Origin of the sequence: Caballeronia sp. GAWG1-1 (assembly GCF_023631465.1) — a bacterium.
Taxonomy (GTDB): Bacteria; Pseudomonadota; Gammaproteobacteria; order Burkholderiales; family Burkholderiaceae; genus Caballeronia.
The window spans coordinates 290,033-310,337 of sequence record NZ_JALQDB010000008.1; the positions used below are offsets into that span (position 1 = coordinate 290,033).

Here is a 20,305-nt window from a genome sequence, read left to right on the forward strand (position 1 = left end):
CGAGGAAAGCATGAATCAAATGAATCAAGCGCCGCTGCATCGTCCGGACAATACCGGGCAGACGCGCACGGCGGCCCGTTCGATGTTCGATCCCGCGCTCGTGAAGCCCGCGATCGTCGATTCGTTCGTCAAGCTCGCGCCGCGCACGCAGTTGCGAAACCCCGTGATGTTCTGCGTGTACGTCGGCAGCATTCTCACGACCGTGCTCTGGATCGCCGCGCTCGCGGGCCAGGCCGAAGCGCCTGCGGGCTTCATCCTCGCGATCGCGTTATGGCTGTGGTTCACGGTGCTCTTCGCCAACTTCGCGGAAGCGCTCGCGGAAGGGCGCTCGAAGGCGCAGGCGGCGTCGTTGCGCAACGCCAAGCACAACGTGGTCGCCAAAAAGCTCAACGAGCCGCATCCGAAGTCGCCGATCCGCATCGTTGCATCGACGGATCTGCGGCGCGGCGATGTCGTGCTCGTCGAAGCGGGCGACGCGATTCCCGCCGATGGCGAAGTGATCGAAGGCGTGGCATCGGTCGATGAATCCGCGATCACGGGTGAATCCGCGCCCGTGATCCGCGAGTCGGGCGGCGACTTCTCGTCGGTGACGGGCGGCACGCGCGTGCTGTCGGACTGGATCGTCGTGCGAGTGAGCGTGAATCCGGGCGAGGCGTTTCTCGACCGCATGATCGCCATGGTCGAAGGCGCGAAGCGTCAGAAGACGCCGAACGAAATCGCGCTCACCATCTTGCTCGTCGCGCTCACGCTCGTCTTGTTGTTCGCCACCGCGAGCCTCTTGCCGTTCTCCATGTTCGCCGTCGATGCCGCGAAGGCGGGCCACGTAGTGAGCATCACCGCGCTCGTGGCCTTGCTCGTCTGCCTGATCCCGACGACCATCGGCGGCCTGCTGTCCGCCATCGGCGTGGCGGGGATGAGCCGCATGATGCAGGCGAACGTCATCGCGACCTCGGGCCGCGCGGTCGAAGCCGCCGGCGATGTCGACGTGCTCCTGCTCGACAAGACCGGCACGATCACGCTCGGCAACCGGCAGGCGTCGTCGTTCGCGCCCGCGCCGCGGGTCGATGAACGCGAACTCGCCGATGCCGCGCAACTCGCCTCGCTCGCCGACGAAACGCCGGAAGGACGCAGCATCGTGGTGCTGGCCAAGCAACGCTTCAACATCCGCGAACGCGACATGGCCAGCTTGCACGCGACGTTTCTGGCGTTCTCCGCGCAGACGCGCATGAGCGGGGTGGATCTTCCCGACCGCGAGATTCGCAAGGGCGCGGCGCTCGCGGTGAAGAAGTACATCGAGGAACACGGCGGGCGTTTTCCGCAGGAAGTGCAGAGCGCCGTGGATGAAATCGCGCGACGCGGCGGCACGCCGCTCGTCGTCGCGGAACGCATGCTCGAAGGCGGCGCGCGCGCGCTCGGCGTGATCGAGTTGAAGGACATCGTGAAGGGCGGTATTCGCGAGCGCTTTGCCGAACTGCGCAAGATGGGCATCAAGACCGTGATGGTGACGGGCGACAACCGCCTGACCGCCGCCGCGATTGCCGCCGAAGCGGGCGTCGACGATTATCTCGCCGAAGCCACGCCGGAGACGAAGCTCGCGACCATCCGCGCGCATCAGGCCGAAGGGCGGCTCGTGGCGATGACCGGCGACGGCACCAACGACGCGCCCGCGCTCGCCCAGGCCGATGTCGCCGTCGCGATGAACACCGGCACGCAGGCCGCGAAGGAAGCGGGCAACATGGTCGATCTCGATTCGAATCCGACCAAGCTGATCGAGATCGTCGAGATCGGCAAGCAGATGCTGATGACGCGCGGTTCGCTCACCACGTTTTCCATCGCCAACGACGTGGCCAAGTATTTCGCGATCATCCCGGCCGCGTTCGCGACGACGTATCCGCAATTGCGCGTGCTCGACGTAATGCATCTCGCGTCGCCGTCGTCGGCGATTCTCTCAGCGGTGATCTTCAACGCGCTGATCATCGTGTTTCTGATTCCGCTCGCGTTGAAGGGCGTGAAGTATCGCGCGCTCGGCGCAGCTTCGCTCTTGCGGCGTAATTTGCTGATCTACGGGCTGGGCGGCATCGTGTTGCCGTTTCCGGTCATCAAGCTGATCGACATGACCATCAGCGCACTCGGCTGGCAATAATGGAGATGAACATGAAGAACCTCTTGCGTCCCGCGATCGTGCTGCTGCTCGCGCTGACTGTCGTGACCGGCTTGCTTTATCCGGCCATCGTGACGGCGCTCGGACAGGCGGCGTTCTCGCATCGGGCGAACGGCAGCATCATCGAGCGAGATGGGAAGGCGGTCGGTTCGGAACTGATCGGCCAGCAATTCGATGCCCCGCGCTACTTCTGGGGCCGTCTCTCGGCGACCACGCCGAACCCGTATAACGCGAGCGCTTCGAGCGGCTCGAACCTCGGTCCGACGAACCCTGCGCTCGCCGATGAAATCAAGTCGCGGATCACCGCGCTCGACGATCCGGCGTCCGCGCCTGTCGACCTCGTGACGTCGTCGGGCAGCGGGCTCGATCCCGAGATCAGTCCGGCAGCGGCGGCGTATCAGGTCGAACGCGTGGCGAAGGCGCGCGGCCTGCCGCGCGCACGGGTCGAAACGCTCGTCGCGCAGGCAACGTCCGGTAGACAGTTCGGTCTCTTCGGAGAGCCGCGAGTGAATGTGCTTAAATTGAATCTCGCGCTCGACGATGTTCGATGATCGATCACGCTTGAAGCAATCCGCCGCCCACGATGACCCGTCCCACTCCCGATGAACTGCTCGACAAACTGCAACGTGAGGAAGCGCAGCGTCAGCGCGGCCGGCTGAAGATTTTTTTCGGAGCATCGGCGGGTGTGGGCAAGACGTTCGCCATGTTGCAGGCCGCGCGGCGTTTGCGCGAAGAGGGCGTCGACGTGGTCGCGGGCGTCGTCGAAACGCATGGGCGGAAAGAGACGCTTGCGCTGCTCGAAGGAGTCGACGTTCTGCCGCCTGCGCGCATCGAGTATCGCGGGCGGCTTCTCGCCGAATTCGATCTCGACGCCGCGCTTGCCCGCAAGCCGCAACTGATCCTCGTCGACGAACTCGCGCACGCGAACGTGCAAGGTTCGCGGCATCTGAAGCGCTGGCAGGACGTGCAGGAACTGCTCGATGCGGGCATCGACGTATACACCACGGTCAATGTCCAGCACCTCGAAAGTCTCAACGATATCGTCGGGCGTATCACCGGCATTCGCGTATGGGAGACGGTGCCCGACCGCGTGTTCGATCGCGCCGACGAAGTCACGCTCGTCGACCTGCCGCCCGAAGAGTTGCTCGACCGTCTGCGCGACGGCAAGGTCTATCTGCCGCAACAGGCCGAGCATGCGGTGCGCAACTTCTTTCGCAAGGGCAATCTCATCGCGCTGCGCGAACTGGCGTTGCGGCGCACCGCCGATCGCGTGGATGCGCAGATGCGCGAGTATCGTGCCGATCAGTCCATCGAGCGTATCTGGCGCGCGCGCGAACGGCTGATCGCGTGCATCGGTCCGGGCCCGGAAAGCGCGGCGCTGGTGCGTGCGGCGGCGCGGCTCGCGAGCGCGCTGAAGGCGGACTGGCTCGCGGTGTACGTGGAGACGCCGCGCCTGCAACGCCTTCCCGATGACAAGCGTCAACGCACCTTCGACGCCCTCAAGCTCGCCGCCGAACTCGGCGCGGAAACCGTCACGCTGGATGGCGCCGATGCGGCGGCCACGCTCATCGCTTATGCGCGCATGCGCAACGTGTCGAAGCTCGTGGCGGGTGCGTCCTTGCCCGGCGGATGGCGCCGCCTCTTCGATACGCCGATGACCGAGCGCATCGTGCGGCAGGCAGCGGATATCGACGTGACGCTCGTGTCCACCGGTCCACGCGACGAACCGCGCACGAACTACGCGATGTCGTTCACCGCGCATTCGCCGCCGCATGCGTACCTTCTTGCGCTCGTCATCGGTGCGGCCATTACGGTCGTCGCGAACTTCCTGGAAGCGCGCCATTTCGCGATCACCAATCTCGTGATGCTGTATCTGCTGGGCGTGATCTTCGCGGCGGTACGGCTCGGACGCGGGCCGGGCGTCATGCTCTCGTTTCTCTCCGTCGCCGCGTTCGATTACTTCTTCGTGCCGCCGACGCTGTCGTTCTCCGTGACGGACACGCAGTATCTGCTGACCTTCATCGTGATGCTGCTGACTTCGCTCACCATTAGCCATCTCACGTCGAGTTTGCGGCGCGAGGCGCGCATTGCATCGCAACGGGAACGGCGCACGAGCGCCATGTACGCGATGACCAAGGAGCTTGCGGCCGCGTTGATGACCGAGCAGATCATCGAGATCGGCACGCGCCATGTCGCGGAGATTTTTCAGGCGAAGGTCGCGATTCTGCTGCCCGATGCCGCCGAACAAGTGCGCCAGAAAGTGGGCGAGCCGAATCCCGACACGGCGCTTGATGCCGCACGTCTGGATATCGATATCGCGCAATGGGTCTACGATCAGCAAAAGCCCGCGGGACATGGCGCGGAAACGCTGCCAGCCGCTGCGGCGCTCTACTTGCCGCTCAAGGCGCCGATGCGCACGCGCGGCGTGCTGGCGCTCGTCACGGGACGCGAGGCCGAATTCGCCGTGCCGGAGCAGCGGCGCATGATCGAAACCTTCGCGGCGCAAATCGCGCTGGCGCTGGAGCGCGTGCACTACGTGGAGATCGCGCAGGACGCGCTCGTCAACATGGAGTCGGAGCGCATGCGCAATGCCTTGCTGGCCGCGATATCGCACGATCTGCGCACGCCGCTGACATCGATCGTCGGCTTTGCGTCGTTGCTGGAGGGCGGGGCGTCGGAAGCGTCGTCGCGCGAGCTGATTCATGCGATCCACGAGGAAGCGTTGCGCATGAGCGGGCTCGTGACGAACCTGCTCGACATGGCGCGTTTGCAGGCGGGCGCTGTGCGGCTGAACCGTCAATGGTCGATGCTCGAGGAGACCGTCGGCGCGGCGCTCAACGTCATGCGCCGGACGCTCGCCGGCCGTCCGGTGCAGGTGCGCGTTCCCGCCGATCTGCCGCTTCTCATGCTCGATGCCGTGCTGATGGAGCGGCTCTTCGCGAACCTTCTCGAGAACGCGGCGAAGTACACGCCTGCGGGTTCCGCCATACGCATAAGCGCGGCGGCCGAGCAGGATGGCGATGGCCGCGTCGTGCGCGTGTGTATCGACGACGACGGTCCGGGCGTGCCTGCCGGTAGCGAAGGGCGCTTGTTCGAAAAGTTCACGCGCGGGGAGAAGGAGTCGGCGAAACCGGGCATCGGGCTTGGGCTTGCGATCTGCCGGGCGATTGTCGAGGCGCATGGCGGGCGCATCGGCGCGGAGAATCGTGCCGATGGCGGCGCGCGTTTCTGGTTCACGTTGCCGGTGGAGGAGGCGATGCCTAGGGATATGCCGCAGGACGAGGAGGCTGAAGCGCCGCAACGGGATGGCGATATGGCGGGTTGAGCGGTGGGATGGCTCGAGCCGGAAATCTCGCGAGTCGGGCGCGCGGTCTTTTCGATTAACGATTACCTTGCGGCTCCGTAGACGAACCGGACGCGTTCTCACGATATCGGACGCGCAGACGACGAGCGGTGTTGCCCGGCTCAATAGGGTCGCCGCCATTCACGGTTGCCATGAATAAGCGGGCACATTCGGCTTTCTGTAGGCCTCGGCCGTCTGGCGGCGTGCCGAAGCCCGCGCCTCCATGCGATCATGCCATTCGCCGCCACGCTCACAAAACGCCATGACCGATCCTCAACCGACGCTCGAAGGACCGCGCGTCCAGCTTCGCCCGCTGCAACGCGATGACGCCCAAGCCTTGCTCGATGCCGCCGCCGACGGCGAGCTCTGGAATCTCGCGGTCACCGTCGTGCCGAACGCCGACACCATCGCCCGCTATATCGATGCCGCGCTCGCCGGTCGCGATGCCGGCACCGTCATGCCATTCGTGATCGTGCGCCGCGATACGGGCAAGGTTGCCGGCAGCACGCGCTTCTGGAAAGTCGATCGCGCGAACCGCAAGCAGGAGATCGGTCATACGTGGCTCGCGGCATCGGCGCAACGCACGGGCATCAACACCGAAGCCAAGCTGCTCCTGCTCACGCACGCGTTTGAAACCATGCAGTGCGTGCGCGTGCAGTTCACCACCGACGAACTCAATGCGAAGTCGCGCGCGGCGATACTCGGCATCGGCGCGAAACAGGAAGGAATCGTGCGGCACGAGCGCATCATGCCCGATGGCCGCAAGCGCAACTCGGTGCGCTTTTCGATCATCGACGACGAATGGCCCGGCGTCAAAGCGACGTTGCTTGCCAAGCTCGAAGGCCAGGCGTAGCGGGGTCTTTCTCCGCGCGTGCATGAAGGCGACGAAGTGGCGCGTGAGCGCATCGTCGCGTGCGCTTTGCCATGCAAGGCGATGCGCCTTTTCGCTAGTACGCCGCTCTGCCGCGCGAGACGAGCACGCGCTTGTAACGCGCGTCATTCGGCAAGGTCGGCACGTTGTCTTAACGTGGCATCTGTTCTCCAAACGCCGCAACGTCGCAACGCACAGCCACTAGCGCGCTTTGCGCGTCATCCAAACAAGCCCGCACGGCTTTTCTGTCCCGCTACAATCGGACGAACAGCCTTACAGCGGAGGGTTCTTACATGGATCTCATCATTCGCCGCGCGGCGCTCGTGCGCGGTCGCGAATTGGTCGACATCGGCATGGAAGCGGGGCGCATCGTCGCCATCGAGCCGCATTTGAGCGCCACCGCGCGCGAGGAAATCGACGCCGACGGTTCGCTCGTCACCGCGCCTTTCGTCGATGCCCACTTTCACATGGACGCGACGCTCTCTTACGGCTTGCCGCGCGTGAACGCGTCCGGCACCCTGCTGGAAGGCATCGCGCTGTGGGGCGAACTCAAGCCCGAACTCACGCAGGAAGCGCTCGTCGAACGCGCGATGCAATATTGCGACTGGGCGGTCGGGCGCGGCTTGCTCGCCATTCGCACGCACGTCGATGTCTGCGATCCGCGTCTGCTCGCGGTCGAAGCCTTGCTCGAAGTCAAGCGGCGCGTGAAGCCGTATCTCGATTTGCAACTCGTCGCGTTTCCGCAAGACGGCGTGCTGCGCAGCGCCGGCGCGTTCGAAAATCTCAAGCGCTCGATTGCGCTCGGCGTCGATGTGGTCGGCGGCATTCCGCACTTCGAACGCACCATGGCCGACGGTGCGGCGTCCGTGAAACTGCTGTGCGAATACGCGGCGGAGCAGGGTTTGCGTGTCGACATGCACTGCGACGAATCGGACGATCCCATGTCGCGTCACATCGAAACGCTCGCCGCCGAAACGCACCGGCTCGGTCTGCAAGGCCGCGTGACCGGCTCGCATCTTACGTCCATGCATTCGATGGACAACTACTACGTGAGCAAGCTCATCCCGCTGATTCGCGAGTCGGGCGTCGCGGCGATCGCCAATCCGCTCATCAACATCACGTTGCAGGGCAGATCGGATACGTATCCGAAGCGGCGCGGCATGACGCGCGTGCCCGAGCTGATGGCGGCAGGCGTCGATGTTGCCTTCGGACACGACTGCGTGATGGACCCGTGGTACAGCTTGGGCTCCGGTGACATGCTTGAAGTGGCGCACATGGGATTGCACGTCGCGCAGATGACGAGCCAGGATGGCATGCGCGCCGCGTTCGATGCGGTGACGACGACGCCTGCGCGCATTCTGGGCATCGAAGGTTATGGGCTGGAAGTGGGATGCAACGCGGATTGCGTCGTGCTCGACGCACGCGATCCGATCGAAGCCATTCGCCTGCGCGCGGCGCGCGTGGCCGTGGTGAGACGAGGAAAGGTCGTGAGCCGAAGTCCTGCCGTGCGCGCAACGCTTGCGCTGGAGGGACGGCCGCCAAGCGTCGACTTCAAACTCTGGCGCTAGGCGGACAATAACGCGGATAAAAACGAAGGGGGCCGAAGCCCCCTTTTCGATTTATCCCGCCATGCCGTTATGCCTCAACAGCGCGTCGATGTTCGGCTCGCGTCCGCGAAACGCCTTGAACGAATCCATCGCGGGACGGCTGCCGCCGACTTCGAGAATCTCCCGGCGATACCGCGTTCCCGTCTGCGCATCCAGCACTGAACCGTTCGCGAGCTTCGCGGCTTCCTCGAACGCGGCGTAGGCATCGGCGGAAAGCACTTCGGCCCACTTGTAGCTGTAGTAGCCGGCCGCATAACCGCCCGCGAAGATATGGCTGAACGTGTTCGGCCAGCGCGAAAACGAGGTTTGCGGAATCACGTGGAACTTCTCGTTGATCTCGCGCGCCAGGTCGTTGACGTTCTGCGTGCTGTCCGCCGGATCGTAAGACGTGTGCAGGACGAGATCGAACATGGAGAATACGATCTGCCGCAAGGTGCCGAGACCGCTCTGGAAATTCTTGGCCGCCAGCATCTTGTCGAAGAGTTCGCGCGGCAGCGGTGCGCCCGTTTCGACGTGCGACGACATGTCGGTCAGCACGTCCCACTCCCAACAAAAGTTCTCCATGAACTGTGACGGCAATTCGACCGCATCCCACTCGACGCCGTTAATTCCCGACACGCCCATTTCCTCGATACGCGTCAGCATGTGATGCAGACCGTGGCCGAATTCATGGAACAGCGTGATGACTTCGTCGTGGGTGAAGCACGCAGGCTTGTTGCCGACGGGCGCCGAGAAATTGCAGGTGAGATAGGCGACCGGCGTCTGCACGCCGCCTTGCGCGCGCTTGTGGCGTGAGCGGGCGTCGTCCATCCATGCGCCGCCGCGCTTGCCTTCGCGCGCGTACAGGTCGAGGTAGAACTGCGCGACGAGCGTGCCGTCCTGGTTTTCCACACGGAAGAAGCGCACGTCCTTGTTCCAGACGGCGGCTTCGTCACGGCGAATCGAGACGTTGAAGAGCGTTTCGGTGACCTTGAACAACCCCTTGAGCACGGCTTCCTGCGGGAAGTACTGCTTCACTTCGTTCTCGGAGAACGAATAGCGCTTCTGACGCAGACGCTCCGCCGCGAACGCGATGTCCCACGGTTGCAGTTCGGGCATGCCGAGTTCGGTGGCGGCGAACGCGCGCAGTTCCATCCAGTCGTTTTCGGCATAGGGACGCGCGCGCTTTGCGAGGTCTTCCAGGAACGCGATCACTTGCGCGGGCGACTCGGCCATCTTCGGTGCAAGCGACACTTCCGCGAAGTTCTGGTAGCCAAGCGTGCGCGCTTCTTCGAGACGCAGCGCCAGGTTCTCCACGATGTTCTGCGTGTTGTCCCACTCGGCCCGGCCCTTGCCGTAGGTCTCGCCGAGTTCCGACGCACGCGTGACATACGCGCGATACATCGCCTCACGCATCGGCCGATGCTCCGAATACTGCAGCACCGGGAAATACGACGGGAAGTGCAGCGTGAACTTCCAGCCTTCCTTGCCTTCGCGCTGGGCGGCTTCGTGTGCCGCTTCGATCACGTCGTCGGGCAGGCCTGCAAGTTCGCTTTGCTGCGTGACGTAATAGGCATATGCGTTGGTCGAATCGAGCACGTGATCCGAAAACGCCTTCGAGAGCGCGGCCTGTTCTTCCTGCAACTGGGCGAAGCGCGGCTTGCGGTCCTCGGAAAGCTCCGCGCCGGACAGACGGAAGTCGCGCAGCGAGTTCTCGAGAATCTTCTTGCGTTCGGGGGAAAGGCTCTCGAAGTTGGGGCCGGCCGCAATCGCCTTGTACTTTTCGTAGAGGGCGAGATTCTGACCGACGCTCGCCGAGAACTCGGTCACGCGCGGCAGATTCGCGGCGTGAGCGGCACGCAGTTCGGGCGTGTCCGCCACCGCGTTCAGATGGCCGACGACACCCCACGCGCGCGACAGCTTCTCCGATTCGAGTTCGACTGCCTCCACGATATCCGTCCAGGTGGCGGGCGTCTCGGGCGCGCTCGCGCGATCGACGGCGGCTTTCGCGGCGGAGAGCAGCACGTCGAGCGCGGGCGTCACATGTTCGGGCTTGATGTCCCCAAAACGCGGCAGGTCGGAAAAATCGAGCAGCGGATTGGCTGCGGCGTTCGTGGTGGCTTGGATGGTATCGCTCATGACTCTCCCTTACTTGCTAATACATGCTGATTCGGGTGCGGGCGCGAGGCGCCCAAACCTTCGTTCGTTTGCTCTATTCGAGCATTATTTAAGGGCGGCGTGGGCAAAATCCAATGGTTTGTTTTTAAGGGGCCGATTAATGGATGAAATTCTTTTCGTGCCAGCTCCGGTCGCTTGGTCGCTTAGTCCAGCGCCGCGCGTTCGGCCGCTTCGACGGTGTTGACGAGCAACATGGTGATGGTCATCGGTCCGACGCCGCCCGGCACCGGCGTGATGAAGCCGGCCACTTCCTTCACGTTCGCAAAATCCACGTCACCGCAGAGCTTGCCGGCATCGTCGCGATTCATGCCGACGTCGATCACCGTCGCGCCCGGCTTTACCATGTCGGCGGTCAGGATATTGCGGCGGCCCGTGGCGGCCACGACGACATCGGCGTTGCGCGTGAAGCTGGCGATATCGCGCGTCTTGCTGTGGCAGATGGTGACGGTCGCGCCCGCTTCGAGGAGCAGGAGCGCCATGGGCTTGCCGACGATATTCGAGCGGCCGATCACCACCGCGTTCGCGCCCTTCAGGTCGATGCCGTGCGCCTCGAACATCTTCATCACGCCATAGGGCGTGCACGGGCGAAAGAGCGGCTTGCCCGTCAGGAGCGCGCCCGCGTTGGCGACGTGGAAGCCGTCGACGTCCTTTTGCGGCGCGATCGCTTCGATCACCTTATGGCTGTCGATATGCGCGGGCAGCGGCAATTGCACGAGAATGCCGTGGATCGCGGGATCGGCGTTCAGCTTGTCGATGTGCGCGAGCAATTCGTTCTCGGCGAGCGTCGCGGGAAAGCGGTCGAACACCGAATGCAGGCCGTTGTCGTGGCACGCCTTGACCTTGTTGCGCACGTAGACCTCGCTTGCCGGATTGTCGCCCACCAGCACGACCGCGAGGCCAGGCTTGTGGCCGCGAGCGGTGAGGGCGGCGGCGCGCCGGGCGACATCGGCGCGAAGAGTCTTGGAGAGGGCGTTGCCGTCGATGAGTTGGGCAGTCATGGCGAATCGGATTCGGATCGAGGATGGGCGAGAGAGATGTCCGGGCGTCGGACTCGCAGCGCCCGGCGCGATGATGCCGCGTTTGTTCGCGGGCATCGCCGGGTGTCTTCGCACCCTGGGGAAGGGCGAAATTATACCGCCGAGGGCTTCGTGGCGTTCTGGGCGGTGCGCGTCGCCGCTTTGATTCGGCGACGCGCGCATCGTTCAGGCCGGCCTTCTCACTGGGCGACCGGCTGCCACGACGAATCCGGATCGAACGACTTGATCGCCGCCGCCGTGCGCGGCGTCGCTGCGCCCAGGTTCTTCTCGTACACCTGCCCGTCCTGATTGACGATGAACGACATCACGCCCGTCTGCCCATACTTTGCCGGCCACGCGATCATGGCGAAACCCCGGCTCAGGTTTCCGTCCTGCAGGTAGTTCATCGCGCCGCCTTTCGCATGCGGCCCCTGCGCCGTGAGAATGCGGTAGTGATAACCGTAGTAGGCATCGGCCGTGTCGGTCTTGTCGGGCATGGTGGCGGCGAGCGGGCCGAGCGGGCTTTCGGGTTCACCGGGCGCGGCGTCCCAGTAAAGGCCGTCGTGCGTGCCGTGCGTGCTCAGAAAGCGCAGCGCGTAGTGGTTCGTGAGCTTCCGAAAGTCGTTTTGAGCATCGACGAAAGCGAGCGCGACCTGAATCACCGAACGCTCGTTGCGGCCAATACGCCGCGTCAGCACTTCATCGCGCGCGGCGGGCATGTCGAAGCGCCAGCCCTGGGCCGCCTTCACGAGCGGGATCGGCAGCGTCCAGCCGCTGTCGCCCACTTCCACGTGCGCGCTGCGACGGCCGCCGAGCGGCTTGGCATCTTCGACGATGCGATGCCCCTTGGCCCACGAGCCAAGGTACTGATAGATATCCTGCTCGCCGATGCTGTCGGTCGGCACATACTGCGCGTGGTCCTTGCCGAGCACCTTGGAAAGCGCGGTTTCGTCGTTGGAGGCGATGGCATCGGTGAGCCCCTCCGCGGCGGCTTCTGGCGACGGGTAAATGGCTTGCGCGTGCGCGAGCATGGGCATCGACAACGACATGAAAGCGAGTGCGGCGCAGAAGGCGCGTGAAAGTGCGAGTGCTTGGTTAAACGTCATCTCAGGCTCCTGTAGCGGATGGGGACATGGGGCGCGACACGATCAACGGCGATGAAAACCTCCGCCACCGCCAAGTCCGCCACCGCCGTGAAAACCTCCGCCGCCGAAGCCGCCTTCGCGCTGCACGCCGCCGCCGCCCGCACCAAGACCTGGGCGCTGCACGCCGCCGCCGTTGCCGCCCACGCGATTCTGCTGATTCGCGAACGACTGCCTGCTCGCTTGCCCGCGCTGAGCGTCCTGCCGGGCCGTGTTGCCGTCGCCCGCGCCGCGCAGCGCGTTATCGCGATTCACGCTCTGCGCACGCTGCCGCACGTCGTTGTTGTCGAGCGCGTTCTGACCGCCGCCTTGCCGAATGTTCTGCACGCGCTGACTCGCATTCTGGTTGAGGTTCTGGCCGGTGCGCTGCTGCAGCGTCTGTGCGGCCTGCGCGCGGGCGTCGTTACGGCCGCGATACTGATCGCGGTTGGCCGCGCCGAGATTCTGATTGTTGAAGTTGTTTTGCCGGTTCGCGACGTTGTTCCGGTTGAACTGCGGGTCGTTGCGGTTCCAGTTCACGTTATTGCTGTTCGCGTTCAGGCGATTGTTCACGTTGATGTTGTTGTACCGATTGACGTTCACGTTCACATTGCCGTGGTTCCAGTCGCAATTGCCCCACAACGAATTCGCAACCGCGATGCCCGCGCCGAACGCGAGCCCCGTCGCGAATCCGGTGGCGATCGCATAGCCGGGCGGCGGCGGCACGTACACCGGCGGATACGCGGGATACGGCCACGCGCCGTACACGACCGTCGGGTTGTAGGTGGGCACGTAGACCACTTGCGGATTGGCAGGCTGAATCTGAATAGTCTGCTGCTCGACCACGATCTTCTGCTGCTCCGTGCTCTTGAGATTGCCCGCTGTCTGCGCGGCGCGGCGCAAGCGCTGCACGGAGTCCATCACGTCGCTCGGCTGCGCAATGAACGCGTTGCCAAGTTGCGTCATCCAGTCGGGCTTGGATGCCATCGTCGCGAGCGCCTGCGGGAAAGCAACGAGCGATTGCACGCTCGGGTCCCACGGCTCGGACTGCACGGCCTTGACGGCATCGTCGCCCTTGATGTTCGAGTTGGTCTTCGACCATTGCGCGGCCTCGGTGACCTCTTGCGGGTACGTCGACGCCATCAGCACTTGCGCGAGCAGCGCATCGGGATAAAGCGCGACGGGCGCGGTGAGCGCGTCGAGTTGCTGATTGCCGAGCTTGGGCGCCGTACTGGCCGCGCCTTGAGTCTGCGCAAGCACGGACGAGCAATGCAGCGCGGCGAGCGGCATGGCGGCAAGCGCCGCGCACAGCGCGAGCATGCGGGCTTGCCGCGCGGGCCGGGTCAAACGGGTGCGATGAGCGGTCAATTTCAGTTCCTCCGTTGCACGGTATTCGATGCTTCGGGCGCGACCTTGGCGCCCGGCAGACGCGCACACGCCGCCGCATGACACGACATGCGCGCGAGAGATGAGCGTGAACCAGCGGGATGGATTGGCGGTACGAGAAGTAAGAGCGAAGCCGATGAAAGGCAATGACGTGAAGCAAGCACCGAGGCAATCACGCTGCTTTTGGCAGCACTCAATTCAAACGTTTGCCCGCGTGCCGAAGTACCGTTTGAAAAGGCGACGAATGCGTTGTCGTGCATGACCTCGTTCTCGTAAGGAGGGTGCGGTCGAGTTACGGGCCGCCCTTGGAATGTGCCAACGTGATCCACGAAATATCACGTTTTGCATGCGCGGACAACGAAGGAATGTCGAGAGAAGGGCGCGTGAATTGGAAGCGCAAATACGCATACGGCCAGCATCGAATGCCGGCCGTATGGTTGAAGATTGCCTTTAGGCAGTGAACTACGGTTATTGCTGCTGCGGCTTGTTTGAAAGCGCGAGACGCAGAAGGTCGGCAACGGTATTCACGGACAGCTTCTCCATGATGTTCGCGCGATGCGCTTCCACCGTCTTGATGCTGATGCCGAGATCGTCGGCGATCTGCTTGTTCAGCCGCCCGGCGATGATCCGCTCCAGCACCTGATGCTCGCGCGCCGTGAGCTTGCCAAGCCGCTCGGCGGCCGCGCGTTGCTGCTGCACGCTGCTGCTTTCGTTGCGCGCTTTTTCGAGCATGCGCTCGACGAGCTTGCGCAGTTCGGCTTCGTCGAAAGGTTTCTCGATGAAATCCATCGCGCCTTTCTTCATCGTCGAGACGGCCATCGGCACATCGCCGTGACCGGTCACGAAGATGATCGGCAGAAGCGAATTCTCGGCGATCAGCTTTTCCTGCAACTCGAGGCCGGTCATGCCGGCCATGCGCACATCGAGAATCAGGCACGAAATGGCGCCCGAATGCGCGATCGGCAGATAGACGTCGAGGAACGATTCCGCGCTCGAAAAACACTGCACGCGATACCCGTTCGCCTCGAGCAGCCAGCGCAACGAATCACGCACGGCTTCGTCATCGTCCACGACAAAGACGGTTTCCTGAGTGGTGACTGGACTGCTCATAGTTCTCCCGTAACTGTTTGTTGTCTCGTATGTTCGCTTTGCGACCCGGCGTTGCCGCCCGAGTCCGTGCCCGACCCATCCACTTCGCCGATCGGCAGGCTGCAATGGAAAGTCGCGCCGGTCACGTGTCCGTCCGATTCGACATTGTTCACGACCCAAAGGCGGCCGCGATGCGATTCGATGATCGAACGGCAAATGTTCAGCCCCATGCCCATGCCATCGGACTTGGTGCTGTAAAACGGTTCGAAGAGACGCTCGGCGGTGGCTTCATCCACACCCGGGCCCTGATCGACCACGCTGATGCACACCACGCCGCCGTCGAGCCGCTGCACGATCACGCGGATTACGGGATCGACGGCATTCGGTTTTGCATCATGCATTGCTTCGGCTGCGTTTTTCAACAGATTCACGAGCACTTGTTCGATCAGCACGGGATCGACATAGATCACCGGCATGCGCGAGCGGATTTCCGTGACGATGCGAATCTTGCGTTTGCGCGCCTCGATTTCGGCGAGACCGACTGCATCCGCGACGATATCGGCCACGCGCGTCGCCTGCCGCTTCGGCTCGCTGCGCTTCACGAACTCGCGAATGCGCTTGATGATCATGCCTGCGCGCACCGCCTGCTGCGCGGTTTTTTCGAGCGCGGGCAAGAGCGATTCCTGTGTCATGCGCCCGGATTTCACCAAGGCGACGCAGCCCGAACAATAGTTGTTGATGGCCGCGAGCGGCTGATTCAGCTCATGCGCGAGCGACGACGCCATTTCACCCATCGTCATCAAACGGCTCGTGAACTGCAGCTTCTCTTCCTGCTGATGCGCGAGTTCCTGCGCCTGCTTGCGCTGCGTGATGTCGGTCGCGATCTGCATCTGCGCGAGATGGCCGTCCACCCACTGAATGTACTGGCGGCGCACTTCGAACCACTTCTGGATGCCTTCCACATAGACTTCCTGCGCGTCGGCCGAGCTTTCGGTCAGCGCGGTGGCGGGCAGTCCGGCGTAGGTATCGACCATGTCGATGGTGTCCGACGAACTCAGCTCCGACGAACCCGAAGCGCCATCGAAACCGGCGCCCGCAAGCTGCAAGTGCCCGTCCGGACGAATGCCGAAGAGATGCCGGTAATAGCGGTTCGCGAACAGCAGTTCGGCTTCGTCGGCGGCGAGAACGGAGACGGCGGCATCGAGACTTTCGAGCACCGTGGTGAAGCGTTCGTGGGCGGCGGCGAGCTCTTCGCGCGCGCGCTTGGGTTCGGTGATATCCGTCATCGACGACATCCAGCCAGTCTGGCGGCCCGAACTGTCGATCAACGGCGACACGTAAAGACGCGCGTGGAAGAACGAACCGTCCTTACGGCGCACGCGCAACTCGAAACCGGAAGAGGGCGCCTTGCCGCGCAGCGTCATGTCGAGTTGGCGCTGCATCTCGGGATAGGCATCGCGCGGCCAGTACGGAAACGGCGCGTTCTTGCCGACGAGATCGCTTTCGTCCCAACCCGTCATGCGGCAGAACGCGGGATTCACGTGCGTGATGCGGCCGTGCATGTCGAGCACGCGCATGCCGATCAAGACGGAGTTTTCCATCGCGCGGCGGAAGAACGCTTCGGCGTAAAGCGCCTGTTGCGCCTCGAAGCGCTGACGCGTGTGCTTCCAGAGACTCCACAAGCTCCAGAGCACGAAGCACGACAGGCCGGCGACGAGCCACACCAGCGTGTTGTTCGTGAAGTTCGTGAGCTGCGGATACGAATACACGCGCACCGACAACCCCTGGCCGGGCGGATCGAGCGGCAGATCGTAGAACATGTCGCGCGGCAGGCGTGGACGGCTCGATGTCGTCGCGAGTTCGCGATTGTTCAGATCGGTGATGGAGATCTTGTACTTCGCCGACAGCTCGCTCGGAATGTCGTGCTTCAGAATGCCTTCGATGGAAAACACTGCCGCGATGGACCCGAGGAATTCGCGGTCGCGAAACACCGGCGTTTGCAAGGTGATGTAGCCGTTGCCGAGGTCGTCGTAGAGTAAGGGCGAATAAACCTGGCGACGCGTCGTGCGCGCTTCCTCGAAGGCGGCCTGCACCGCTTCGTCCATCTGCGTGTCGTTGGGTTTGGCGAGCCGCGACCCGAGTACCGGCAGCGGCGTATTGGGCCAGCGCGGTTTGTGCTGGCTCGTGTACCAGTTCATGTAGAGGATCTCGGGATGCCCCTGCATGATGTCGGTGGAAGACGTCTGGAATGTCTGAGGGTCGCCATGACCGCTTGCGATGTCTCGCGATAACGCCTGGATCTGCTCTTGCGCACCCGTCATCGAAAGACGAATCTGTTGCTGGGCCCAGGCGACGTTCCGGTATAGCGTGTCTTCCTGCTGCTGCTGCTCGCGGCGGTTGAGACTCCAGAGAATCAGGCTCATGACGACCAGAAAAACGAGGATCGAGATGAGCGGCGTGAGTAAATAGGAGTTCGACCACCACGGTCCGTGGTGCCAGCGGGTGGGCGACGAGTCGGTCGGCTTGCGCGCGACCCGCGCCGAGCGTGCGAGAAGCCGATCGGTCAACATGGAAGCGATTGTAACGCAGCGTCTGATTGTTAATTAGCGTAAAAAGGTGCTAGAGACGGCTCAATTGCGGGAAAAGGAGGAGAAAAGTCTGATTAAAAAAGCCTTATCGGACGGTGCATTGCAGCAATTTTCCGCATTATGAGATCATCTCTCATGATTCGAAAAATTCCTTGCTACAAAGTCTGGACCCTATTTAGAATTGCCGGCACGCGGCCAGTGCCCGGTTTTCGGCGGGCGACTGTCGGCGGTTCTTAGAGCGATCCTCACATCAGGAGACGAGCATGTCCGCTGTACCCGACGAAGTTCTCAAATATGTCGCCAATGCCAAAGACGACGATCCTCAGGAAACCGCCGAGTGGCTCGACGCACTCGACGGCGTCATTTCGGCAGTCGGTCCTGATCGCGCGCACTACCTGATCGAAAAGCAGATCGAATTCGCCCGCGTGCATGGCGAGCATCTGCCGTTTTCGGCGAATACGCCCTATATCAATACGATTCCCGTCGCCGGCCAGGCCAAGATTCCGGGCGACCAGGACATCGAGCACCGCATTCGTTCGTACACGCGCTGGAACGCCATCGCCATGGTGTTGCGCGCGGGCAAGGACACCAATGTCGGCGGTCACATCGCTTCGTTTGCTTCGGCGGCGACGCTCTACGACGTCGGCTTCAATCACTTTTGGCACGCACCGTCGAAGGAACATGGCGGCGATCTCGTGTTCGTGCAGGGTCACTCGTCGCCGGGCGTCTACTCGCGCGCGTTCCTGCTCGGCCGTCTGACCGAGGCGCAGCTCAACAACTTCCGTCAGGAAGTGGGCGGCGAGGGAATCTCCTCGTATCCGCATCCGTGGCTGATGCCGGACTTCTGGCAATTCCCGACGGTGTCCATGGGCCTCGGCCCGATCATGGCCATCTATCAGGCGCGTTTCATGAAGTACATGGAAGCGCGCGGTATCGTGAAGACGCAGGGCCGCAAAGTCTGGGCGTTCCTCGGCGACGGCGAAACGGACGAGCCGGAATCGCTCGGCGCAATCGGCATGGCCGGGCGCGAGCGTCTGGACAACCTCGTGTTCGTCATCAACTGCAACTTGCAGCGTCTGGACGGTCCGGTGCGCGGCAACGGCAAGATCATCCAGGAACTCGAAAGCGAATTCCGTGGCGCGGGCTGGAACGTCGTCAAGGTGATCTGGGGCAGCCGCTGGGACGCGCTCTTCGCACGCGACAAGACCGGCGCGCTCATGCGCCGCATGATGGAAGTGGTCGACGGCGAGTACCAGACCTACAAGTCGGAATCGGGCGCGTTCGTGCGCGAGCACTTCTTCAACACGCCGGAACTGAAGGCGCTGGTGGCCGACTGGTCCGATGAAGACATCTGGAACCTGAACCGCGGCGGCCATGATCCGCACAAGATCTACGCGGCTTACGATCAGGCGCAGAAGTCGAAGGGCTCGCCTACCGTGATCCTCGCCAAGACCATCAAGGGTTATGGCATGGGCGAACACGGCCAGGCCATGAATATCACGCACCAGCAGAAGAAGCTGCCGATCGACACGCTGAAGAAGTTCCGCGACCAGTTCCGTCTGCCGTTGACCGACGAACAGATCGCCGACGTGCCGTATCTCACCTTCGAGGAAGGCTCGAAGGAACTGGAATACATGCGCGCCCGCCGTCAGGAACTGGGTGGCTATCTGCCGTCGCGCCGCGAGAAGGCGGAGTCGCTGCCGGTGCCGGAACTGTCGGCATTCGAGCCGCTGCTCAAGGGCACGGGCGAAGGCCGCGAAATCTCCACGACGATGGCGTTCGTGCGGGTGCTCAACATCCTCTTGAAGGACAAGGCCATCGGCAAGCGTATCGTGCCGATCGTGCCGGACGAGTCGCGTACTTTCGGCATGGAAGGCCTCTTCCGCCAGATCGGCATCTGGAATCAAGACGGCCAGAAGTACATTCCCGAAGACTCCGACCAGCTGATGTTCTACAAGGAATCGGAAACCGGGCAGATTCTGCAGGAAGGCATCAACGAAGCCGGTGGCATGTGTGACTGGATCGCGGCCGCGACGTCGTATTCGACGCACGGCGAGATCATGATCCCGTTCTACATCTTCTACTCGATGTTCGGCTTCCAGCGCATCGGCGACCTGGCCTGGGCGGCGGGCGACATGCGTTCGCGCGGCTTCCTGCTGGGCGGCACCGCTGGGCGCACGACGCTCAACGGCGAAGGCCTGCAGCACGAAGACGGCCACTCGCTTCTGTGGGCAGCATCGATCCCGAACTGTGTGAGCTACGACCCGACCTTCGGTTACGAACTCGCGGTCATCATGCAGGACGGCCTGCGCCGCATGGTCGCCGACCAGGAAGATGTGTATTACTACATCACCGTGATGAACGAGAACTACGAGCATCCGGCGATTCCGCAAGGTGAATCGGTTGCCGCGGACATCATCAAGGGCATGTACGCGTTCAGGAAGGCCGAAGGCGCGGCAAAGGGTCCGCGCGTCCAGTTGATGGGCGCGGGCACGATCTTCAACGAAGTGATCGCCGCCGCCGACTTGCTCAAGAACGACTGGGGCGTGGCCGCCGACCTGTGGAGCGTGCCGAGCTTCACGGAACTGGCTCGCGAAGGCCAGGCAATCGACCGCTGGAACCTGCTGCATCCGGCCGACGAAAAGCAAGTGCCGCATGTCACCAAGCTGCTCAAGGGCGCGCAAGGTCCGGTGATCGCGTCGACGGATTACATCCGCGCGCTCGTCGACCAGATTCGCGCCTATGTCCCGAACAAGTTCGTGGTGCTCGGCACCGACGGCTACGGCCGTTCGGACACGCGCGAAGCACTGCGCCACTTCTTCGAAGTCGACCGCTACTGGGTCACGCTGGCCGCGCTCAACGCGCTCGCCGACGAAGGCACGATCGAGCGCAAGGTCGTCGCTGAGGCGATCAAGAAGTACAACCTCGACCCGGCTAAACCCAACCCGATGACCGTCTAAAGGCAT

The 20,305-nt window shown here is 63.2% G+C and carries 12 protein-coding genes; 6 read left to right on the plus strand and 6 right to left on the minus strand.

Features of this window, described 5'->3' with window-relative positions; genetic code table 11:
* The first annotated feature begins 10 nt into the window (after nucleotides 1-10).
* The 5 genes from kdpB (at nucleotide 11) to NCT03_RS05440 (ending at nucleotide 7,943) form a co-directional block, all read left to right on the plus strand.
* Nucleotides 11-2,143, plus strand: coding sequence for a potassium-transporting ATPase subunit KdpB (gene kdpB, locus NCT03_RS05420; protein WP_284503046.1), 2,133 nt, complete (start codon nucleotides 11-13; stop codon nucleotides 2,141-2,143).
* Nucleotides 2,144-2,154: 11 nt separating this feature from the next.
* Nucleotides 2,155-2,712, plus strand: a complete 558-nt coding sequence (kdpC, locus tag NCT03_RS05425) for a potassium-transporting ATPase subunit KdpC (RefSeq protein ID WP_250492141.1) — start codon at nucleotides 2,155-2,157, stop codon at nucleotides 2,710-2,712.
* Between the two features lie 32 nt (nucleotides 2,713-2,744).
* Nucleotides 2,745-5,486, plus strand: a complete 2,742-nt coding sequence (locus NCT03_RS05430; protein ID WP_250492142.1) for a DUF4118 domain-containing protein — start codon at nucleotides 2,745-2,747, stop codon at nucleotides 5,484-5,486.
* Nucleotides 5,487-5,766: 280 nt separating this feature from the next.
* Nucleotides 5,767-6,357, plus strand: a complete 591-nt coding sequence (locus NCT03_RS05435; RefSeq protein WP_250492143.1) for a GNAT family N-acetyltransferase — start codon at nucleotides 5,767-5,769, stop codon at nucleotides 6,355-6,357.
* Nucleotides 6,358-6,668: 311 nt separating this feature from the next.
* Complete coding sequence (locus NCT03_RS05440; protein ID WP_244827594.1) at nucleotides 6,669-7,943, plus strand: amidohydrolase family protein; 1,275 nt, start codon at nucleotides 6,669-6,671, stop codon at nucleotides 7,941-7,943.
* Between the two features lie 51 nt (nucleotides 7,944-7,994).
* Here the strand turns inward: NCT03_RS05440 and NCT03_RS05445 are convergent, their stop codons facing one another.
* The 6 genes from NCT03_RS05445 to fixL form a co-directional block, all read right to left on the minus strand.
* Complete coding sequence (locus NCT03_RS05445; RefSeq protein WP_250492145.1) at nucleotides 7,995-10,100, minus strand: M3 family metallopeptidase; 2,106 nt, start codon at nucleotides 10,098-10,100, stop codon at nucleotides 7,995-7,997.
* A gap of 182 nt (nucleotides 10,101-10,282) precedes the next feature.
* Nucleotides 10,283-11,137, minus strand: a complete 855-nt coding sequence (gene folD / locus NCT03_RS05450) for a bifunctional methylenetetrahydrofolate dehydrogenase/methenyltetrahydrofolate cyclohydrolase FolD (protein WP_244827596.1) — start codon at nucleotides 11,135-11,137, stop codon at nucleotides 10,283-10,285.
* Nucleotides 11,138-11,355: 218 nt separating this feature from the next.
* Nucleotides 11,356-12,261 carry a DUF2950 domain-containing protein gene (locus tag NCT03_RS05455; protein ID WP_502800350.1) on the minus strand — a complete coding sequence of 302 codons (906 nt, stop codon included), beginning with the start codon at nucleotides 12,259-12,261 and terminating at the stop codon, nucleotides 11,356-11,358.
* 42 nt (nucleotides 12,262-12,303) lie between these two features.
* Nucleotides 12,304-13,566, minus strand: a complete 1,263-nt coding sequence (locus NCT03_RS05460; RefSeq protein ID WP_250492180.1) for a DUF3300 domain-containing protein — start codon at nucleotides 13,564-13,566, stop codon at nucleotides 12,304-12,306.
* A gap of 564 nt (nucleotides 13,567-14,130) precedes the next feature.
* Nucleotides 14,131-14,772, minus strand: a complete 642-nt coding sequence (fixJ, locus tag NCT03_RS05465) for an oxygen response regulator transcription factor FixJ (protein WP_244827597.1) — start codon at nucleotides 14,770-14,772, stop codon at nucleotides 14,131-14,133.
* Nucleotides 14,769-17,321: an oxygen sensor histidine kinase FixL gene (gene fixL / locus NCT03_RS05470; protein WP_244827598.1), complete on the minus strand. Its 2,553-nt coding sequence runs from the start codon at nucleotides 17,319-17,321 to the stop codon at nucleotides 14,769-14,771. Before fixL ends, fixJ begins: the two co-directional genes overlap by 4 nt.
* Nucleotides 17,322-17,602: 281 nt before the next feature.
* Between fixL and aceE the strand changes: the two genes are divergently transcribed.
* The gene (gene aceE / locus NCT03_RS05475; protein ID WP_244827599.1) at nucleotides 17,603-20,299 is read left to right on the plus strand and encodes a pyruvate dehydrogenase (acetyl-transferring), homodimeric type; all 2,697 of its coding nucleotides are present in this window, start codon (nucleotides 17,603-17,605) and stop codon (nucleotides 20,297-20,299) included.
* The last annotated feature ends 6 nt before the right edge of the window (nucleotides 20,300-20,305 follow it).

Coding starts and splice junctions, on each gene's coding strand:
- NCT03_RS05445 (WP_250492145.1), bottom strand. CDS start 10,100: ATGAGCGATACCATCCAAGCCACCACGAACGCCGCAGCCAATCCGCTG.
- NCT03_RS05440 (WP_244827594.1), top strand. CDS start 6,669: ATGGATCTCATCATTCGCCGCGCGGCGCTCGTGCGCGGTCGCGAATTG.
- aceE (WP_244827599.1), top strand. CDS start 17,603: ATGTCCGCTGTACCCGACGAAGTTCTCAAATATGTCGCCAATGCCAAA.
- fixJ (WP_244827597.1), bottom strand. CDS start 14,772: ATGAGCAGTCCAGTCACCACTCAGGAAACCGTCTTTGTCGTGGACGAT.
- NCT03_RS05430 (WP_250492142.1), top strand. CDS start 2,745: ATGACCCGTCCCACTCCCGATGAACTGCTCGACAAACTGCAACGTGAG.
- NCT03_RS05435 (WP_250492143.1), top strand. CDS start 5,767: ATGACCGATCCTCAACCGACGCTCGAAGGACCGCGCGTCCAGCTTCGC.
- folD (WP_244827596.1), bottom strand. CDS start 11,137: ATGACTGCCCAACTCATCGACGGCAACGCCCTCTCCAAGACTCTTCGC.
- kdpB (WP_284503046.1), top strand. CDS start 11: ATGAATCAAATGAATCAAGCGCCGCTGCATCGTCCGGACAATACCGGG.
- fixL (WP_244827598.1), bottom strand. CDS start 17,321: ATGTTGACCGATCGGCTTCTCGCACGCTCGGCGCGGGTCGCGCGCAAG.
- NCT03_RS05460 (WP_250492180.1), bottom strand. CDS start 13,566: ATGCCGCTCGCCGCGCTGCATTGCTCGTCCGTGCTTGCGCAGACTCAA.
- kdpC (WP_250492141.1), top strand. CDS start 2,155: ATGAAGAACCTCTTGCGTCCCGCGATCGTGCTGCTGCTCGCGCTGACT.
- NCT03_RS05455 (WP_502800350.1), bottom strand. CDS start 12,261: ATGACGTTTAACCAAGCACTCGCACTTTCACGCGCCTTCTGCGCCGCA.